General features: G+C 63.3%; 20 protein-coding genes. 13 read left to right on the top strand and 7 right to left on the bottom strand.

What is annotated here, in order from left to right; genetic code table 11:
• Positions 1-10: 10 nt before the first annotated feature.
• From aroA to galU, 7 genes are all read left to right on the top strand, one after another.
• Positions 11-1,324, top strand: a complete 1,314-nt coding sequence (gene aroA / locus V7D81_RS05270) for a 3-phosphoshikimate 1-carboxyvinyltransferase (RefSeq protein WP_324315026.1) — start codon at positions 11-13, stop codon at positions 1,322-1,324.
• Positions 1,325-1,330: 6 nt separating this feature from the next.
• Positions 1,331-2,011, top strand: a complete 681-nt coding sequence (cmk, locus tag V7D81_RS05265; RefSeq protein ID WP_324315025.1) for a (d)CMP kinase — start codon at positions 1,331-1,333, stop codon at positions 2,009-2,011.
• A 183-nt stretch (positions 2,012-2,194) separates the two neighbouring features.
• On the top strand, positions 2,195-3,874 hold the full coding sequence (gene rpsA, locus V7D81_RS05260) for a 30S ribosomal protein S1 (protein WP_324315024.1): 1,680 nt from the start codon (positions 2,195-2,197) through the stop codon (positions 3,872-3,874).
• A gap of 103 nt (positions 3,875-3,977) precedes the next feature.
• Positions 3,978-4,280 carry an integration host factor subunit beta gene (locus V7D81_RS05255; RefSeq protein WP_324315087.1) on the top strand — a complete coding sequence of 101 codons (303 nt, stop codon included), beginning with the start codon at positions 3,978-3,980 and terminating at the stop codon, positions 4,278-4,280.
• Positions 4,281-4,295: 15 nt separating this feature from the next.
• Positions 4,296-4,586: a hypothetical protein gene (locus tag V7D81_RS05250; protein WP_324315022.1), complete on the top strand. Its 291-nt coding sequence runs from the start codon at positions 4,296-4,298 to the stop codon at positions 4,584-4,586.
• Positions 4,587-4,725: 139 nt separating this feature from the next.
• Positions 4,726-5,025, top strand: coding sequence for a ComEA family DNA-binding protein (locus tag V7D81_RS05245; RefSeq protein WP_324315021.1), 300 nt, complete (start codon positions 4,726-4,728; stop codon positions 5,023-5,025).
• A 131-nt stretch (positions 5,026-5,156) separates the two neighbouring features.
• The gene (galU, locus tag V7D81_RS05240; protein WP_324315019.1) at positions 5,157-6,053 is read left to right on the top strand and encodes a UTP--glucose-1-phosphate uridylyltransferase GalU; all 897 of its coding nucleotides are present in this window, start codon (positions 5,157-5,159) and stop codon (positions 6,051-6,053) included.
• Here the strand turns inward: galU and V7D81_RS05235 are convergent.
• Positions 5,952-7,925 carry a S8 family peptidase gene (locus V7D81_RS05235; RefSeq protein ID WP_324315018.1) on the bottom strand — a complete coding sequence of 658 codons (1,974 nt, stop codon included), beginning with the start codon at positions 7,923-7,925 and terminating at the stop codon, positions 5,952-5,954. The two genes, galU and V7D81_RS05235, sit on opposite strands and share 102 nt — an antisense overlap.
• Positions 7,926-8,060: 135 nt before the next feature.
• Between V7D81_RS05235 and V7D81_RS05230 the strand changes: the two genes are divergently transcribed.
• From V7D81_RS05230 to V7D81_RS05210, 5 genes are all read left to right on the top strand, one after another.
• Positions 8,061-8,867 carry an enoyl-CoA hydratase gene (locus V7D81_RS05230; RefSeq protein WP_324315016.1) on the top strand — a complete coding sequence of 269 codons (807 nt, stop codon included), beginning with the start codon at positions 8,061-8,063 and terminating at the stop codon, positions 8,865-8,867.
• Positions 8,868-9,009: 142 nt separating this feature from the next.
• Positions 9,010-9,303, top strand: a complete 294-nt coding sequence (locus V7D81_RS05225) for a hypothetical protein (RefSeq protein WP_324315015.1) — start codon at positions 9,010-9,012, stop codon at positions 9,301-9,303.
• A gap of 105 nt (positions 9,304-9,408) precedes the next feature.
• Complete coding sequence (locus V7D81_RS05220) at positions 9,409-11,550, top strand: type VI secretion system Vgr family protein (RefSeq protein ID WP_324315013.1); 2,142 nt, start codon at positions 9,409-9,411, stop codon at positions 11,548-11,550.
• 29 nt (positions 11,551-11,579) lie between these two features.
• Positions 11,580-12,392, top strand: a complete 813-nt coding sequence (locus tag V7D81_RS05215; RefSeq protein ID WP_324315011.1) for an AHH domain-containing protein — start codon at positions 11,580-11,582, stop codon at positions 12,390-12,392.
• Between the two features lie 18 nt (positions 12,393-12,410).
• The gene (locus V7D81_RS05210; protein ID WP_324315010.1) at positions 12,411-12,998 is read left to right on the top strand and encodes an imm11 family protein; all 588 of its coding nucleotides are present in this window, start codon (positions 12,411-12,413) and stop codon (positions 12,996-12,998) included.
• On the opposite strand, the gene V7D81_RS05205 is transcribed toward V7D81_RS05210, so the two are convergent.
• From V7D81_RS05205 to V7D81_RS05180, 6 genes are read right to left on the bottom strand one after another with little or no spacing between them, the layout of a single operon-like run.
• Positions 12,985-13,254: a hypothetical protein gene (locus V7D81_RS05205; RefSeq protein ID WP_324315008.1), complete on the bottom strand. Its 270-nt coding sequence runs from the start codon at positions 13,252-13,254 to the stop codon at positions 12,985-12,987. The two genes, V7D81_RS05210 and V7D81_RS05205, sit on opposite strands and share 14 nt — an antisense overlap.
• 29 nt (positions 13,255-13,283) lie before the next feature.
• Positions 13,284-13,664 (bottom strand): DUF4150 domain-containing protein, encoded by a 381-nt coding sequence (locus tag V7D81_RS05200; RefSeq protein WP_324315006.1) that lies wholly within the window; start codon positions 13,662-13,664, stop codon positions 13,284-13,286.
• Positions 13,665-13,682: 18 nt separating this feature from the next.
• Positions 13,683-14,711, bottom strand: coding sequence for a hypothetical protein (locus tag V7D81_RS05195; RefSeq protein ID WP_324315005.1), 1,029 nt, complete (start codon positions 14,709-14,711; stop codon positions 13,683-13,685).
• Positions 14,708-15,712: a DUF2169 family type VI secretion system accessory protein gene (locus tag V7D81_RS05190; RefSeq protein ID WP_324315004.1), complete on the bottom strand. Its 1,005-nt coding sequence runs from the start codon at positions 15,710-15,712 to the stop codon at positions 14,708-14,710. The genes V7D81_RS05195 and V7D81_RS05190 overlap by 4 nt, the downstream gene beginning before the upstream one ends.
• 3 nt (positions 15,713-15,715) lie before the next feature.
• On the bottom strand, positions 15,716-17,008 hold the full coding sequence (locus V7D81_RS05185; RefSeq protein WP_324315002.1) for a TIGR02270 family protein: 1,293 nt from the start codon (positions 17,006-17,008) through the stop codon (positions 15,716-15,718).
• 19 nt (positions 17,009-17,027) lie between these two features.
• Positions 17,028-17,570, bottom strand: coding sequence for a DUF6484 domain-containing protein (locus tag V7D81_RS05180; RefSeq protein WP_324315000.1), 543 nt, complete (start codon positions 17,568-17,570; stop codon positions 17,028-17,030).
• Positions 17,571-17,863: 293 nt separating this feature from the next.
• Between V7D81_RS05180 and V7D81_RS05175 the strand changes: the two genes are divergently transcribed.
• Positions 17,864-18,153, top strand: a 290-nt coding sequence (locus V7D81_RS05175) for an FHA domain-containing protein (protein WP_324314998.1), incomplete at its 3' end; no start/stop codon positions are given.

Below are 18,153 nucleotides of genomic sequence, written 5' to 3'. Positions count from 1 at the left end.
GTACCTTCAGATGTCTTACTACATTGCTCAGCCCGTGCAGGGCGCTGCCGGCGCGGTCCGCGTGCCTGGCGACAAGTCGGTTTCCCATCGCTCGTTGATGCTCGGCGGTATCGCCGAGGGCACGACCGAAGTACGTGGATTCCTGGAAAGCGAGGATTGCCTCGCCACCATGAAGGCCATGCGTGCGCTGGGCGTGACGATCGAGCGGCCGGGTCAGTTTGAAGTGCGCGTGCACGGCGTCGGGCTGCGCGGACTCAAGGCCGCCGGCCACGCGCTCGACATGGGCAACTCCGGCACCGCCATGCGCCTGATGACTGGGCTGCTCAGCGGCCAGGCTTTCGACAGCGAACTGATCGGCGATGCGTCGCTGATGCAGCGGCCGATGGAACGCGCCGCCGCGCCGCTGCGCCAGATGGGCGCGCGCATTGCCACGCTCAATGGTAAGCCGCCCGTGCGCATCACCGGCGGGACGACGCTGAAGGGCATCCACTATGACCTGCCCGTGGCGAGTGCCCAGGTCAAATCCGCCGTTCTGCTGGCGGGTCTCTATGGGAACGGCCCGACGACGGTGGTCGAGCCTGCCGTGACGCGCGATCACACCGAGCGGATGCTGATCGCGTTCGGTTGCGCGGTGGATGCGGCGGAGGGCCGCGTCACGCTCGAACCGCCGCAACGGCTGCAGGCGTGTTCGCTGGAGGTTCCCGGCGATTTTTCTTCGAGTGCTTTTTTCCTCGTTGCTGGATCGATCGGTCGCGGACCGGGGCTCACCATCCAGGGCGTGGGGATCAATCCCACCCGTACCGGCCTGCTGGACATCCTGGCATTGATGGGAGCCGACCTGCGCCTGGTGAACCATCGTTCGGCAGGGGCCGAACCGGTGGCCGATATCGAAGTCCGGCCGACCATATTGAAGGGCATCCACGTGCCCGAGCATCTGGTTCCTCTGGCCATCGACGAATTCCCGGCCCTGTTCGTGGCGGCCGCCTGTGCCGAGGGCGAGACGATCGTGACGGGTGCAGAAGAGCTGCGGGTGAAGGAGAGCGACCGCATCGCCGTCATGGCGGAAGGATTGAAGGCCATGGGCGTGGACTGCGAAGTGCTGCCCGACGGCATGCGCATCCAGGGCCGGCCGACCGGACATGCCTTCAGCGGCGGCAGGATCGACAGCCACGGCGACCATCGCATCGCCATGTCCTTCAGCGTCGCCAGCCTGCGGGCGGCAGCGCCGATCGAGATCGCGGACGTCGCCAACGTCGCGACGTCCTTCCCGGGCTTCCTGCAGACCGCCCGGGCGGCGGGCCTGGACCTGGCCGAACACCCCTGAATCGCGATGCCCACGGCCGTCCTGACCATCGACGGACCCAGCGGGTCGGGCAAGGGCACCGTGGCCCGGCAGGTCGCGGATCGCTTGGGATGGCATCTGCTCGATAGCGGGGCCCTCTATCGGCTGGTCGCGTATGCCTCGCGTCCACGCGGGATCCCCCCGTCCGACGAACCCGCCAATGCCGCGATTGCCGGGCATCTGGACGTCCGGTTCGGCGCAGATACCGCCGGTAATGAGCAGATCTGGCTCGAAGGCCGCGAAGTCAGCACGCATATCCGCACGGAGGAGGCGGGCGCCGGCGCATCCCAGGTGGCGGCCATGCCGTCGGTACGAAGCGCCTTGTTGGCCCGACAGCGGGCCTTCGCGCTCCCCCCGGGACTGGTCGCCGACGGCCGGGACATGGGCACGGTCATTTTCCCGGACGCCGCCCTGAAAATTTACCTCACGGCGAGTGCCGCGGAACGGGCCCGAAGGCGCCATAAGCAGTTGAAAGACAAGGGTCTCGATGCTAACCTCGCCGCCCTTTCGCAGGAGATCGCCGAGCGCGATCGGCGCGACGCAAGCCGCCCGATAGCCCCGCTGCGGCCCGCCGACGACGCCCAGATCATAGATTCCACTTCTATGAGCATCGATGCGGTCGTTGCGCGCGTGCTCGAACTGGCGGCGCAGCGGTTCTCCGCGAAGTGATTTGGCAGAGAGACTTGATGCGGGGAGGCTGACGCGCAGTTCCCGGTCTTTCTGGATCAAGCCTCAAGTCTCGTGCCTCACGCTTTCTAGTCGCCGCGCCGGATGCGCGGTTCATTGCAACAACCCCTCGCTGCTGAAGGATCACGGCAAGGATTACGGGTCGATGCGACCCTGGAAGTACTCATGACCGAAAGTTTTGCGCAACTGTTCGAAGAAAGCCTGGCCTCGCAGAAGATCAAGCCCGGCGCCATCCTCAATGCCCAGGTGATGGAAGTCGGCGACGACTACGTCATCGTGAATGCAGGCCTCAAGAGCGAGGCTGTCATCTCGGTTGACCAGTTCAAGAACGAGCGCGGCGAGATCGAAGTCTCCGCCGGCGACACCGTTGAAGTGGCACTGGACAGCGTCGAAGACGGTTCGGGCGAAACCCGCCTGTCGCGCGAGAAGGCCAAGCGTGCACGCACCTGGACGCGGCTCGAAGAGGCATTCGAGAAACAGGAAATCATCAAGGGCATCATCAATGGCCGCGTCAAGGGCGGCTTCACGGTCGAGATCGATTTCGTCCGCGCGTTCCTTCCCGGTTCGCTCGTCGACGTTCGTCCGGTCCGCGATCCTTCGTACCTCGAAGGCAAGGTGCTCGAATTCAAGGTCATCAAGCTCGATCAGAAGCGCAACAACGTTGTCGTTTCGCGTCGCGCCGTGGTCGAACAGGAATACAGCGCAGAGCGTTCGGAACTGCTCGAGAAGCTGCAGGAAGGCGCCGTGGTGCGCGGCTCGGTCAAGAACCTCACCGACTACGGTGCGTTCGTCGACCTGGGCGGCATCGATGGCCTGCTGCACATCACCGACATGGCGTGGAAGCGCGTCAAGCATCCGTCGGAAGTCGTCAATGTCGGCGACGAGATCGATGTCCGCATCCTGAAGTTCGACCGCGAACGTCAGCGCGTCAGCCTCGGCATCAAGCAGCTCGGCAACGATCCTTGGCAGCAGATCGGCCGTCGCTACCCGACCGGCACGCGTCTGTTCGGCAAGGTCACCAACATTGCCGACTACGGCTGCTTCGTCGAAATCGAAGAGGGCGTGGAAGGCTTGGTGCACGTGTCCGAGATGGACTGGACGAACAAGAACGTCAGCCCGTCGAAGGTCGTGCACATCGGCCAGGAAGTGGAAGTCATGGTGCTCGACATCGACGAAGAGCGCCGCCGCATTTCGCTGGGCATCAAGCAGTGCCAGTCGAATCCGTGGAAGGACTTCTCCGACAACTTCAACCGCGGCGATCGCGTCAGCGGCCAGATCAAGTCGATTACCGACTTCGGCATCTTCGTCGGCCTGTCGGGCGGCATCGACGGCCTGGTGCACCTGACCGACATCTCCTGGGACATCCCGGGCGAAGAAGCGGTGCGCAATTACCAGAAGGGTCAGCAGGTCGAAGCCATGGTGCTGTCGATCGACCCGGAACGCGAACGCATCTCGCTGGGCATCAAGCAGCTGGCGAAGGATCCGTTCTCGACCTGGATCGCCGAGCATCCGAAGGGCACGATCGTCACCGGCAAGGTGCGCGAAGTCGACGCCAAGGGCGCGATCATCGACCTGGGCGGCGGCGTGGAAGGCCACCTGCGTGCTTCGGAGCTGTCGCGTGACCGCGTGGAGGATGCGCGTACGGTTCTCAAGGTCGACGACGAGGTGGAAGCCAAGTTCACCAACGTCGATCGCAAGACCCGCACGATTGCGCTGTCGATCAAGGCGAAGGAAATCCACGAAGAGAACGAAGCGGTGCAGGGCTATCGCGCCGGCGAATCTTCGAGCGGAACGAGCCTGGGCGATCTGCTCAAGGAGCACATCGGCGGCCAGGATTCGAACTGACCGACTGGCGGCGCAGATGCACTGAACGTGCGTCTGCGCCGCATCTTCCGGTCAAGACGATGTGGCATCGGATGATGTTGGAAGAACAACAACGGGCCCGGGCATGACCAAATCGGAACTCATCGAGCTCATTTCAGCCAAGCAAAAGCACCTGCCCGCCAAAGACGTCGAGCTGGCTGTCAAACAAGTGCTGGAAATCATGAGCGATGCGCTGGCGCAGGGTCAGCGGATCGAGATTCGCGGCTTCGGCAGCTTCTCGCTGCATTTCCGTCCGCCGCGCCAGGGTCGCAACCCCAAGACCGGCGAAACCGTCGCGCTCTCGGGCAAGAACGTGCCTCACTTCAAGCCCGGCAAGGACCTGCGCGAACGCGTCAACGACGGAGCGGGCAACGCGATCCGCGACTGATCGCGCGGTCGACTCATGCAACGTTTTCTTGCCGTCGGATCGATCGTCCTCGCCGCACTCCTGGCGCTTCTGGTCAGTGCCACCAATCCCGGGCGCGTCGAAATCGAACTCGCTTTCGGCCGTCTCGTTTCTCCCCTCGGACTGGCGCTCGTCATCGCATTCACCCTCGGCCTGGTCTTCGGCCTGGCGAGCCGGGTTTACTGGGTTGCCGAACTGCTGAACGAACGCGGTCGCCTGCGGCGGGCGCTGCGGCTGGCGGAAGCCAGCGCGCGATCCAGTGCCCTGGCCGGCGACAAGAAAGACTGAATCGTCACGTCACAACGCATTTCTGCGTTGTCTTCCCAGTTATTCGTCGACACCGTGCCATCGGCACGGTGCAGGATGCATCGCGATCACCGTTCGTGATCCGAGTGTCACCACCATTTCCAAGGCAAGGGAGAAGCCAATGTCGAATTCGAAGCTGTCGATTGCAACCCGTCGTTCCGTCCAGATCCTGATCGCCAGTCTGGCGCCGCTGCTGGCATGGGCCGGCCCGGTCGATATCAACAAGGCCGATGCCGCCACCATCGCCAAGGAACTGCAGGGTGTCGGCCTCAGCAAGGCGCAGGCGATCGTTGCGTATCGCGAGAAGAACGGCGCGTTCAAGAGCGCCGATGATCTGTCCAAGGTGAAGGGAATCGGTGCCAAGACGGTGGAGCGCAATCGCACCAATATCCGGGTCGAGGCGGAGAAGAAGACGGGCTGAGCGGAACCTTCCGCCACAGAGAGCGTTGCAGCTCTTCTTCAAGTATCGATGGCGCCCGTCTCGTGACGGGCGTCATCTTGATGGGGCGAGGCCTGCGATATGATGCCGCGTCCATTCACGGAGACGCGGCTGTGACTCAAGCGAAAGACATCCGGACGGCAGTTTTCCCGGTAGCGGGACGCGGCACGCGGTTCCTGCCGGCGACCAAGGCCAGTCCAAAGGAAATGCTGCCGATCGTCGACAAGCCGCTGATCCAGTATGCCGCCGAGGAAGCGCTGGCCGCGGGCGCGCGCAAACTGGTGTTCATCACGGGCAGTTCCAAGCGCGCCATCGAAGACCACTTCGACTCCGACCACGAACTCGAAGAAGCGCTCGAGGCGCAGGGCAAGGTGGATCTGCTCAAGGCATTGCGCGACATCGTTCCCTCGTGGGCCAGCTGCATCTACATCCGTCAACCGTCGCCGCTGGGCCTCGGTCACGCCGTGTGGTGCGCCAAGCCCGTGGTCGGTGACGAGCCTTTCTTCGTTCATCTCGCCGACGATCTGATCGACGCGCCGACGCCGTGTCTGCGCCAGATGGCGGATGTTTTCGCCGAGCGCGGCGGCAGCGTGCTGGGCGTCGAAACCGTGCCGCGCGCCGACACGGACAAGTACGGCATCGTGTCCACCGAGGAGACCGACGGGCGTGTGTCCAAGGTCAAGCAGATCGTCGAGAAGCCGCGGCCGGCGAATGCGCCTTCGACCCTCGCCGTGGTGGGTCGTTATCTGCTGTCGCCGACCATCTTCGACAAACTCGAACGTACGGGTCGCGGTGCGGGCGGCGAAATCCAGCTCACCGACGCGATCGCGGACCTGCTGGCCGATGAGAGCGTCTATGCCTACGAGTTCGAAGGCAAACGCTACGACTGCGGCAGCAAGATCGGCTACTTACAGGCGACGGTCGAGTACGGACTGAAGCACGAGACGCTCGGCCCGAAATTCAACGAGTACCTGGTCGGTCTCGTCAATCGACTGCCGGGTGCGAAATAGCAGCAACGCCAGGAACGCGATCAGTTCCCACCCGGTCTCGCCGCCACCTCCGCCACCGCCCGACGTCGCCGGTGGCGTTGGCGTTGGTGTTGCGGGTGGGTCGGGCACCGCAAGCATGACGGCTTCCGTGTCCTGTTCTCCCTGATCGTCAGCAATCGTCAGACGCAGCGTGAATCGACCGCTGTTCGGCATCTGCAACGACGTGCTCGCCTGCGCCGGTGCTGCGATGACGGGCAGCACGCTGCCATTCACGCTTTCCGCACTCCATCGATACGAAACCAGTGTGCGACCGTTCGAGGCGAAGCTGGTGCCGGCGTCGAGTGCGATCGTGGCGCCTGGAGCGGCCGTTCCTGCGGTTTGCAGGATCGCAAACGGACGCCGCGCCGCCGCAACGGCCGCGCCGGTATTCAGCATTCCCGCGCCGCAGGTCTGAGTCGTGCAATTGCATTCCGTTGCCTGCAGATCGGTGTCGCCGACGGGTGCGTGACAGGTCGGAATCGTCGTATCGGCGCTGACGGGAAAGGGCGAGGCTGACTGCCTGACCAGCGTGACGAGTTGTCCCGGCGACAGCCGGCTGTTGACGGCGCGCATCAGCGCGACTGCGGCCGCGGCCTGCGGTGCCGAGAAACTCGTGCCGACGTTGTAGCGAATCTGATCTGTGTACGTGGACATCGCGGGAATCGTCGTGCCGCTGTTGCTGGCGACCACGATCGAGAACAGGCACGGCTGACCGATGCCGGTGTTCACGCAGTTGCCTCCCGGCGCGCCGATCGACAGCGCGGGTCCGAGATTGCTGAAGCCGACCTTGGTGCCGGCGTGCCGAATGCCTGCGACGCCGAGAACGCCGCTGCAATTGGCCGGCGTGCCCACTGGCCCGCCCTCGTTGCCGGCGGACGCAACCACCAGCACGCCTCGCGCCGTGATTTCATCGACCGCCGCCTGATAGGCCGCAGTGCAAAGGCCATCGCTGCCGAGACTGAGATTGATTACCGCGGCCGGCGTCGGATTCGCCGGCACGCCGGCCACGCTCAGACCCGCGGCCCAGCGCATGGCGGCGATGATGTCGGAGTCGAATCCGCCGCATTTGCCGAGGACGCGCACCGGCAGGATCCTGGTGTTGAATGCTGCCCCTGCCACGCCCGCTGCATTGTTCGTGAGCGCGCCGACGAGTCCGGCCACTCGCGTTCCATGCCATGAACTGTTGACGATGTCGCAGTCCGAAAAGTCGGCCTGCGTGCGATCCGTCGAATCCACCCAGTCGCCCGGGTCCGACGGATCTGCGTCGCGCGCATTGCCATCGTTCGCCACGTTGAGGCGAGAGACGAAATCGTATCCGGGCAGCAGCTTGCCGCCTTCCTGCGTTCGACCCAGATCGGGATGGTCGAATCGCACTCCGGTATCGAGCACCGCCACGACCAGCGACGGATCGCCGGACGTGATGCCCCAGGCGGCGTCGGTACGCGTCGCCGAAGGCTGCTCCGCCAGCAGATACCACTGGCTCGCGAGCAGCGGGTCGTTGGTGAGTGCGTGTGCGTGTCGCCGCAGATCCGGGGATGCATAGACGACCTCGGGATCCGCCTCGATCTGACGCAGCACCGTCGAGAGATCGTTTCCCGACAGCCTGTGCGGCAGTTCCAGCACGTCGGTGTCCGTGTCCAATGACTGCTTGCGGTGAATCTGCAGTCCGCTCAGGCGGGCTGCCTTCTGCAGCCGGATTCCGCCGGTCTCCGAGGCACGCCAGCGGACGATGATGCTGTCGGCCGAGTCGGAGTCACCCGGCTTTGCGAACTCGCCGTTGTATTCGGCGCCCAGCGCAGTGAGCGCGCCTGCCAGCAATAGCAGCGTCGCTGCGAATTTGAGTTCGGACCGCATGTGCGATGCCTGTCGTGACAGCGGGGTTTCCCGACGCAGTGTAGTCGTGCCATCGCGTACCGAAACGTCGAGCAGTTCACGCCGATCGCCGCTCGGTGTCTATACTCCCGTGGCATTCGCGTCAGAGGCGCCGCAATGAACGAGTCATCCCTGGTCCAGATACGCCGCGACGGCGCCGTCGTCACGCTGATCCTGAATCGACCCGAGGCGCTGAACGCGCTGAATGTCCCTCTGGTGGCAGAACTGCGGCGCGCACTGGAGCAGGTCGCGATGGATGCGTCCGTCGGTGCGGTCGTCCTGACCGGCGCAGGGCGTGGATTCTGTTCGGGCGGGGATTTGCGCGAAGGGGCTGCTGCGAAACCGACGAGCGCAGGCGGGCGTGAATTCGAACCCTGGGCCGACAATCTGCGCGCTGCGATGGAGTGTTCGCACATCCTGCACCAGATGCCCAAGCCGACCATCGCGATGATGCGCGGCCCGGCGGCAGGCGCCGGTCTCGCGCTGGCGACGGCCTGCGACCTGCGCATCGCAGCGGAAGACGCCACGCTGACGACGGCCTTCGCCCGGGTGGGACTGTCCGGCGACTTCGGCATCACCTGGTTCCTGACGCGGCTGGTCGGCACGGCGAAGGCGCGCGAACTCATGTATCTGAGCGAGAAGCTGGATGCAGCCGAGGCATTGCGCATTGGACTCGTCAACCGCGTCGTCCCGGTTGAGCAACTCGAGGCGGTCACTCTCGAGATCGCGCGAAAGATCGGCGACGGTCCTCGCGTCACCAACCGCTACATCAAGCGCAACCTGAATGTTGCCGAGGCCGGTGATCTGGCGGATTCGCTCGATCTGGAAGCTCATCACCTGACCCTCACGCGGATGACCGAAGACCATCGCGAAGCCGTCAGCGCCTTCCACGAGAAGCGCCCGCCCGTCTTCAAGGGGCGTTAAAGTGCTCGAGAAAACAGGAGATCGGTCACACAGGCCGGTGGCCGATTGAACCAGAATGCAATGTCGAGAAATTGCGGCAGCACGTTCCGCAATCCGCATCAGATGAAGCTGCGACTTCGAAGCAATCATCAGGAATCTGCGCATGAGCCGTCCGACCGTAGTGGAACTGAACTTTCCCGACTTCAAACGCGCGCTGGAGAATGCGGTCGCGCAGGGCACCCGCATCATCCCGAGAGAGAAGGAACGGTGGGAGGCGTACGTGGCTGCGAACCAGGTACGCGAGCTGAATTTTCAGGCCTATGCACGCGGCAAGTTCGACAATCTCGAAGCGGTGATCATCGATGCCGGGCCGCCCTGGGGCGGTTACTACCTCTGGTCCGCCGCCGAAGAAGTCGTGCTGCGCTGGCAGCGGCCGTCAACGGATCCGACACCGTAGAAGTGTGACGCCCGCCCGCCGATTCGGCCTTTGGTCGATTGGCTCCCCGCGCGGGCTTTGTGTTAGAAATTCGCCACGTCGGGTGGGAATCCGCAGGCAGCGCCAGTGAGCAGAAAGATAACCCTCAAAAGTCCATTGGCCGCAGATCAACTGTTGATCCGTGCTGCCAGCGTCACCGAACAGCTCGGGCGCCTTTTCGAAATCGATCTCGATCTGCTGAGTCCCGACGAAAGTCTCGACTTCGACAAGCTGCTGGGCAAGGAGATCACCCTGTCGGTGCTGCTCGACGACGGCAGCCAGCGGCACTTTCATGCCTACATCGCCGAGTTCGGCCAGACCGGCCGTCTGGGCGACTACGCCAGCTATCGCGCGCGTGCCGTGCCGTGGCTCTGGTTCCTGACGCGCACCGCGGATTGCCGCATCTTCCAGAATCTGAGCGTGCCCGAGATCGTGAAGCAGGTGTTCAAGGAACAGGGCTACACGAACGTCAAGGACACGCTGACGAAGAGCTATCGCAAGCGCGAGTACTGCGTGCAGTACCGCGAGACCGATTTCAACTTCGTGCAGCGGCTCATGGAAGAAGAGGGCATCTACTACTACTTCAAACATACGGCCAGTACGCACACGCTGGTGCTCGCCGATTCGTACAGCGGGCACGAAAGCTTCGCGTCGTACGAGACCATCGAGTACTTTCCGCCTTCGGAGAACGCACAGCGCGAGAAGGACCACATCCATGACTGGCAGCGGCAGCGCAATGTGCAGCCGGGCAAGTACGTCGTCATGGACTATGACTTCACCAAGCCGCGTGCGCAGCTGAAGACGCAGTATGTGCAGAAGCGCGATTTCCCCAAGTCGGACGCGGAAATGTTCGACTATCCCGGTGGCTTCACCGTGTCAGGCGATGGCGATCATTACGCGCGCGCGAGGCTCGAATCGCTGCAGGCGCAGTACGAACTGCAGACCGGCGTCGGCAACGCCCGCGGCCTCGCCACCGGCTATCTGTTCAAGCTGGATGGCTATCCGCGCAAGGACCAGAACAAGGAATACCTGATCGTCGGCGCGGTACACCGCGTTCACGCCGGCGATTACGAGTCAGGCACGGCTGGCACGCCCGACGACTACACCTGCTCCTTCGACGCCATCGACGCCAAGGAGCCGTTCCGCACGCCGATAACGACCCGCAAGCCGGCGGTCGGCGGTCCGCAGACGGCAACGGTCACCGGGCCGAGCGGCGAAGAAATCCACACCGACAAGTACGGCCGCGTGAAAGTGCAGTTCCACTGGGACCGCGAAGGTCAGCGCGACGAAAAGAGCTCGTGCTGGGTGCGTGTTTCGCAGATCTGGGCCGGCAAGAACTGGGGCTGGATGAGCATTCCGCGCATCGGCCAGGAAGTCGTCGTCGACTTTCTCGAAGGCGATCCGGACCAGCCGATCATCACCGGCCGCGTCTACAACGCCGACAACATGCCGCCGTTCGAACTGCCGGGCAACAAGACCCAGTCGGGCCTGCGCACGCGCAGCACGTTGAACGGCACCGCGGACAACTGCAACGAGATCCGCTTCGAAGACAAGAAGGGCTCGGAACAGCTCTTCATGCACGCGGAAAAGAACCAGGACATCGAGGTCGAGAACGACGAGACCCACTGGGTCGGGCACGATCGGACCAAGACGATCGACAATGACGAGACAACGCACGTCAAGCATGATCGGACGGAGACGGTTGATAACAATGAAACCATCACGATTCATGGTACCCGCACCGAAACGGTCGACAAGGATGAGTCGATTACCATCGGTGCGGGCCGCACGGAGAATGTCGCCAAGAACGAAACGATCAGCATCGGTCAGGATCGGTCTGAGTCGGTGGGCGGTAGCGAAAGCGTAAGCATCGGTAAGGATCAGTCGGTCAGCATCGGTGCGAACAGATCGCTGAGCGTTGGCAAGGATGAGAACATCACGATCTCTGCGAACCGCACGGACCAAGTCGGCAAGAATGTAGATGTGACGGTCGGCAAGACGCGCAGTACGTCGGTCGGCGAGAATGAGAGTCTGACCGTCGCCAAAGGCATGGTGATCGATGTCGGCGATCAGATTACGATCAAAACGGGGTCAGCGAGCATTACGATGAAGAAGGACGGAACGATCACCATCAAAGGCAAGGACATCACGCTCGACGGCAGTGGCAAGATAAACGTCAAGGCATCCAGTGATATCGCCATCAAGGGAAGCAAGGTGACGCAGAACTAGCACGGTGCGAAAGCGGACGGACTGATCCTATGGAAATGCTTGAATCTGTGGCGCTGCCAGCGATCGTGCTGGACAAGACGAGCCCATGCTGGTTTTGCGAGGAAAAGAACGACTCCGCAATCAGGAACAGCGAGACGGAGGATCCAGCCAGCCCGGAGGGTGAGGATGAGGGGCCCGAGAATGGCGAGCACAATGACGCATCTGTGCTCGGGGGGAACTTGGGCTCGAGACCTACCTGGAACATCAGCCATAAGGTGGAAGCGGAGGATCCGATAGAGGCGGGCGTGCAGACTGAAATCGTTCCGGCGGCGCACCATCTCCTTCCAGGCAACGCTTCGGTGAAGAAGGCTACCCTGCTGCACAAGTACATGGTTTGGGAAGGCAAGAATCCCAAGGGGTTCAAGGGACCGATCGGTTACGACATCAACAACGCCAGCAATGGCGTATGGCTTCCGGGCAACTACGCTGTCAGGGTGGGGACGGATTTCGGTCAGAACTGGGGGCAGTTCAATGATCCCTTCAAGGAGGCCTATGCGTTGGCTGCGATGAGAAGTGCCGGCAATCTGCAGTTGCATGACGCGCATCCGGCCTACAACGCAAACGTACGCAGCACGCTTCTCGATATTGCCAAGAAGCTCGATGCATTGTGGACGGACCGTTCGAAGTGCCCGGTGTGCGACAAGGATCTCAAGGATCAGCTCACGCCGCCGTATGGCCTGGTGGGGCGGCTTAATGCGCTGTCCGCCGAACACAAGAAGGCCCTCATTTTCACGGCTCATAATCGCAAGGCCATCAACAATGGCTACTACACGTCCAGTCGCGTACTTGGCGTCTATGGTTGAGCAAGCTGGAGTCCACGGATGTCCGACTATTTTGTTTTGCGCGCGATTCCCTCGATTGAACAGAAATCGGTGCAGGGATACATGGAAATCGAGGACTGGGACGATGTAGAGGGTTTTGACGACTGGGGGCGCGGGACGCGAGCGCAGATGCGACCGTCAGGCCTGGTCGAGATCAAGGCCGTGCCGTACAAGGGATATGCAGGGAAGCCCGACGATTTTCAGGACGCGAGCGTTCCGTTGATGTCGAAGCGCCTCAAGCAGGCCATCGAGTCGGCGGGCGTCGACAACGTCGATTTCCTTCCGGTCACGCTACGCAATACATCGAGCGGCGAGGCTTACGAGTACTTTGCATTCAACCTGATCGGGCTGGTGTCAGCGGCTGATCGGGCGAAGTCTACGATGGCGAGTCACGACGGCGACTTTCTCGGCGACACTCAGATACATGGGCTGGCCATCAAAGACTCGCTGGCGAAGGACGTACTCATGTTCAGACTCGCGGAAAAATTTTCCGTCGTGATGATTCACCGTACGGTCAAGGAGGCGATCGAGAATGCGGGGATCGACACGATGAAATTCGTGAAGCCGGAAGACTTCATGGCGATTTGAGCCGGCGGACACCGTCCCTGCCACAACTGCTTCGACGTGGGTTGGGACTGGCAAGATGGCCTGGCAGAGGAAAGGGACTTCCCGGCTCCCATCGAGATTGATTTCGATCCGCTTCGCGGATACACCCGGCCCAGTCGGCAGGATCGTAAAAAACCATTCCCTCGATCTGCCGCTGTTCGACGGCGGCCTTGACTGCTTCGTCGACGATGATGGCATCGACGCTCACGCCGTGGCAGGCCATCACGAAGTGCGGCATCGCTCGCTTCCTTGCGCCGGACTCTCCGTTCAGCCCATGCCGTTCTTTTCGTTGTGAAACAGCGGATCTGCCAGCCGGCAGACGTTCTTGCCTTCGAACTTCACGTCGAACGAATACATCATGTATTCGCAAGCGCCCTTGATCTTGTTGCTCATCACGCCCATCGCCGAACCCGCTTCGTCGCCGGTCGACATCATGTACTTGGCGCCTTTGGTCATGGGCATCTGGCCATCGGTCTTCACCGATGTCGGGCCGGAAGATGTGTTCGACGACATGCCGATGTTCGGATAGGGAATCGGCACCGGACCGCCGGGCGTCGGTGTCTTGCAGACATCGGGGAAGATGGGGCTCTGGCCGCCGCTGCCCTTGTGAGCGACGCCGCGAAGATTGGCGAACACCGTTCCCGGCATGTCTGCGTCTCCAGTCGGTCAGGGTGAAACAGAGAGTAACGCACAGGCGCGTGGATCGTAATCCGACGCGGCCCACACCAGCGCGGGTCCGGCGCGACTTGTGTCACGCAATGCCACTGTCGCAATGGCTGACAGTATTGCGCCCGTGGCAGCGCCGGCATCGCCGTACTTGTCGGCGGGATGTTCCAGTGCCATGTCCGGCGCAAAAAAGTCGCGATGACGCAGTTGCGCTACGCCCCATAGCTTGGCCTCGAATCCTTCGCCGTTGAATCCGGCGAAGGTCACGCCGACGGGCGGTATCGATGCAGGCAGGCGACCGCGCAGCACGTTGAGCGCTTCCGCCAGTCCTTCGCCGCGCGCTGGCGCGGATCCGTAGCGGTGCCCCGGATCGTCGAAGTTTGCGACTGCGTCGATGCGGATGCCGGTATCAGAGCTTGCGACGACCAGGAAGGCCGCACCTTCGCCTGGAATGAAACCATCCATGATCCGCGGGCCGAGCACGCGGCCTTCATCGCTCAACGCGCTCAGCAATCGCAGATCCAGAAACGAATCGACGCCTCCGACGATCACGGGCGATGACGCATCTTCCTGCAGGGCATTCACCGCCGCTTCGAGCGCCAGCAGCGCCGCAGCACGTCCTTGGGGGATTACGATGCTACGCGCGACATCGATCGGTAACCCGCTGAGCGTCTGCAGATACTGCGGGAAGTGCCGCAGCCAGGGCGCCTCGGCAGGAGTGAGTCGGGGAGCGCCGAGGAACAGTCTCATCGGTGCCGATGTGTCGACGGAGAGTCCTTGCAAGGCAGGTGTTGCCAGCCGCAGCATGCGCCGCGCGCGCGTGGGCAGGGGCAGACGGCTGATATCCGGAGTGAGTTGACCGAGCGCATCTTCCGGCACCAAACCCATCTGAATGGGATCGAAGCGCCCGTCCATTACGCCCGAGTTGACGATGCGCGCAATGCCCGCCCGTGCCGATGCCCACGCCTGCTGGCTGCCGCGACCGATCGCGCACAGGACATTGCTCGACTGGATGACGATGGAGCTCATGCGCGTGACCGGCTCGCCAGGGCGAGCGTGATCTTCTCGACTTTCAGCACGTTGCGATCGCAGGACAGGGCGCTGCGCCAGGTCATGCACAGACGATTGGCATCGGGCTCGATGAGTAGCGTTTCGAGATTGGCGGGCGGGCGTTGCGGCGCGCCAGCCACGTCGATCGTCACATCCAGCGGCGAAGCCGGCACGTTGAATGAGATCGGGCCATCGGGCGTGCAGCCATCTACGTCGATGCGTTCGCCGCCCTGCAGGAATCGGTCGAACGCGAACTCCGGCGCGGCGCACTGCAGAAAGCGGGGATCGAAATCCGCGGGCAGATAAGGCGCGCGCGTGCGCTGCCAGTTCGCGTCATAGGTGCCCGCGAAAGCGCGGCGCGGCAGCCAGGATGCCGACGTGGGCGCGAAGCAGGCTGGATTCGCAGCCTGGCCGAGCTTCTGCAGCGGCGCCGCGGGATCGTCGAGATTCGGCACCGGCTGCTGTTTCATTTCGCTGCCCGTGCGCTCGCCCGCGAATCCGCAGCCGACCGGATTGCGCTCTTCGGCGAGCGTGCGATCGGATAGCCGGTGAAAGCCGCCGAAGGCGCGTTCCCACACCAGCGGCATCGATTCGAAAGGCACGGGCGCGGTTGGCGTGCCATCGGACTGCCATGTGCGATCGCCGCTGACGAGGATCTGTTTGCGCCGCTCGGCCACCGTCATGGAAATGTGCATGCGCTGCAGGCGACGTCCTTCGGGCGCATGTGCGTGACCGACGAGCAGCACGTCCGTGCCGGGCTTGCCGATGTGCAATTCCGACACCGCACGCAGGCTGGAGAGTGCAGGATCGCCGTAGTACTCATCCGCCATCGTCACCGGCACTTGTTCAGGCGCGAGCGACAAGCTCGGGCGCAGCATGAGCGTGGCCTTGATGACGACATGGAGCGTGTCGATGCCGGCCCTGTCGGGCAGGACCGCGATGCTGGCTTTGAAGGGCGTGCGGTTGTCGAGCTGCAGCATGACTCAGCGCGCTCCCGCCAGCGCGCTGCGTCCGCGCGCCATCATGATCCGCTGGCGCGCAGCGAAGGAGCGGGTCTCGACGTCGTAGGCGCCCTGTGTTTTCGCGGCGAGATTCAATACCAGGTCGGGACGCCGCAGCATCGGTCCCGTTTCGATGGCACCCAGCAGGGCTTCGACTGACGCAGGCTGGCCGCGGATGTAGCGCACGTCGGGCTGGAAGGACGCCTGATGCTGTTCCCAGTGACGGCGCACGGCATCCGCATCGGGCAGCGGCCAGAGCGATTCCTGTGCGGGCACCAGATCGGCTTCCAGATCGTCGGCTTCGAACGCCGGCGTCTCGGCAGGCGTTTCGGCGGCGGCGAGATGATCGCGAGCGAGATCGGCGCCGGTGATGTGGCAATACGCCTCGGCGGCGCTGCGCGCGAGCTTCTCGTGCTTCATTCCCTGCAGGCACAACTCGACGGCGTGACGCGTACCGACGTGCCCGAGCGCCCAGAGCGCCTGCGCCTGCAATTGCGGCACGCGCAGCGAGGAGTGAATCAGCGCGTGATGTTCCGCGCCGCCCAGCATCGCGATCAGGCGCAATACGGGAGCCAGCTCCGCGTTCGCATTGCCGACCGCATCGATCGCCGCCGTCCAGGCCGCCGGCACATTGCGGGCGATGCCGGCTTCGATCGCCGTCAGCCGCGCCTGCGGATGTTTCGTTCTCAGTCCCGCGCCGACCCACTCGTCGAGATGTTCGCTCGCCGCGAAGCGAACGGCACGCAATGCGGCGATCTGCATTCCAGCTTCGCCGGCGGCGAAGGCGGCGGCCAGCTCCGGACCGGGCCGTGCGCTGCGTGCCGTCTTGATGCGGCAGAGCGTTGCTTGATGCGCGGGCGACAGGCCCGCAAGCAGGCCCGCGGTCGAACTGAGTACCTGGCTGGATCCGGTCGTCTCCAGTCCGCGCGCCATGGCCGCGAGCTTCGGAGCGTCGGCATCTGTCAGGGCTTCGCTCAGGACATTGACCACATCCGCGGAACCGCGCGATGCAAGCAACGCCGTGGCGACCGTGATGCGCCGTGGATCGTCGGACGCGAGATGCGGCCGACAGAAATCGATGAGACCGTCGCCGAGAACGTGAACGCCCGCGAGTGCGCCGTGCAGTCGATCCTCCGTCCAGCTCCAGACTTCATCGAGATTGCGGGTGAGGCTGGTGAGTTCGGCTTCCCAGCGCTGCCACAGGAACGTGGCCTCATCGAAACTTTCTTCGATGAGATCGGGCAGAGGCGAGCGGGCGGAGGACGCCGATGACATGCGGGCGACGATGCGTGGTTCAGTTGATCTGAACCTGGCCGCCCTTGATGCGGTTCGTTCCTTCGGAATGCGTTTCGACGTAGGTGCCGCGGATGACGATGCGGCCGTTGCGACGCAGGGTGACGGAGGCCTGTCCGCACTGGAGCACGATCTCGTCCTGGCCGACCACACGCACGCGTTTGCCGTCGACATCGGCTTCGACGACCGTCGCCTGTGCCGAATCCGGCGACGGCGCCTGGATGAGTCCGACGATGATCGGCAGCAGCGGATCGCCGTTCTCGAACACCAGGACCGCGGGTTGCCGGCGCGTGATGGCAGATTCGATGGCGCAGGCTTCGAGTGCGATACCCAGACGGGCCGGATGCGTGCCGTGCGGCGAGCCGGGAAAATCGACCATCACAGTGGCGTCTTTCTCACTCTCGCTGCTGGCCGCGACGATCCAGCCGAGCGTCGTCGGCATCGAAGCGACGGGGACCGGCGCAGGGACAGCTTGCGGCGCGCTGTTGTTCTCGCGGCGACGCTCGGGAAACAGAGCCGCCACCTTCGTCCCTTTCTTACGCATGAATATCCCCGCTCAATGTCTCGCTCGATTCAATACTACGGTTGCGTGAACGGTCAAGGCACCGTTTGGCCATTCCGCGGTGTCGACGGATCTGCCGGTTCGACGCGACGCGACTGCCTTCGCGCGCGAAGTCCCCGAAGTGTGATCTGGCGCGCGCCTCACGGCCCATTCGAGCGGAAGTCTGGTCTATCATCCGACCCCTTGTCCCATCGACCGTTGCGATCAATGCAAGCAGGACGGTACAGTCCTCGGATTGGTCTGCAGGTGATTGTTTTCCGAAGATAATCCAACCGATGCTCCTGACACTCGAAGTCATCAGTCCGAACGGCGATCTGCTGGGAAGCAATCGCCGCAAGACCGTGGGACCGGAGGGTGCGCAGATCGGGCGTTCCAAGGAGAGCGACTGGGTCATCAACGACCAGTACATCTCGCGCATTCACGCCCGGGTTCGCTGCGTGAACGGCGCGTTCTATCTCGAAGGACTCGGTCGCAACCCGCTTGCGATCAACGATCCCGAATCGACCATCGCCAACAACGAGCCGCACCTGCTGCGCAACGGCGATCGTTTCTTCCTCGATCAGTA

The organism is Povalibacter sp. (genome assembly GCF_036735925.1).
GTDB lineage: Bacteria > Pseudomonadota > Gammaproteobacteria > Steroidobacterales > Steroidobacteraceae > Steroidobacter.
The sequence above is the reverse complement of the archived record's forward strand: the minus strand, read 5'-3'. Positions and strand labels throughout refer to the sequence as shown.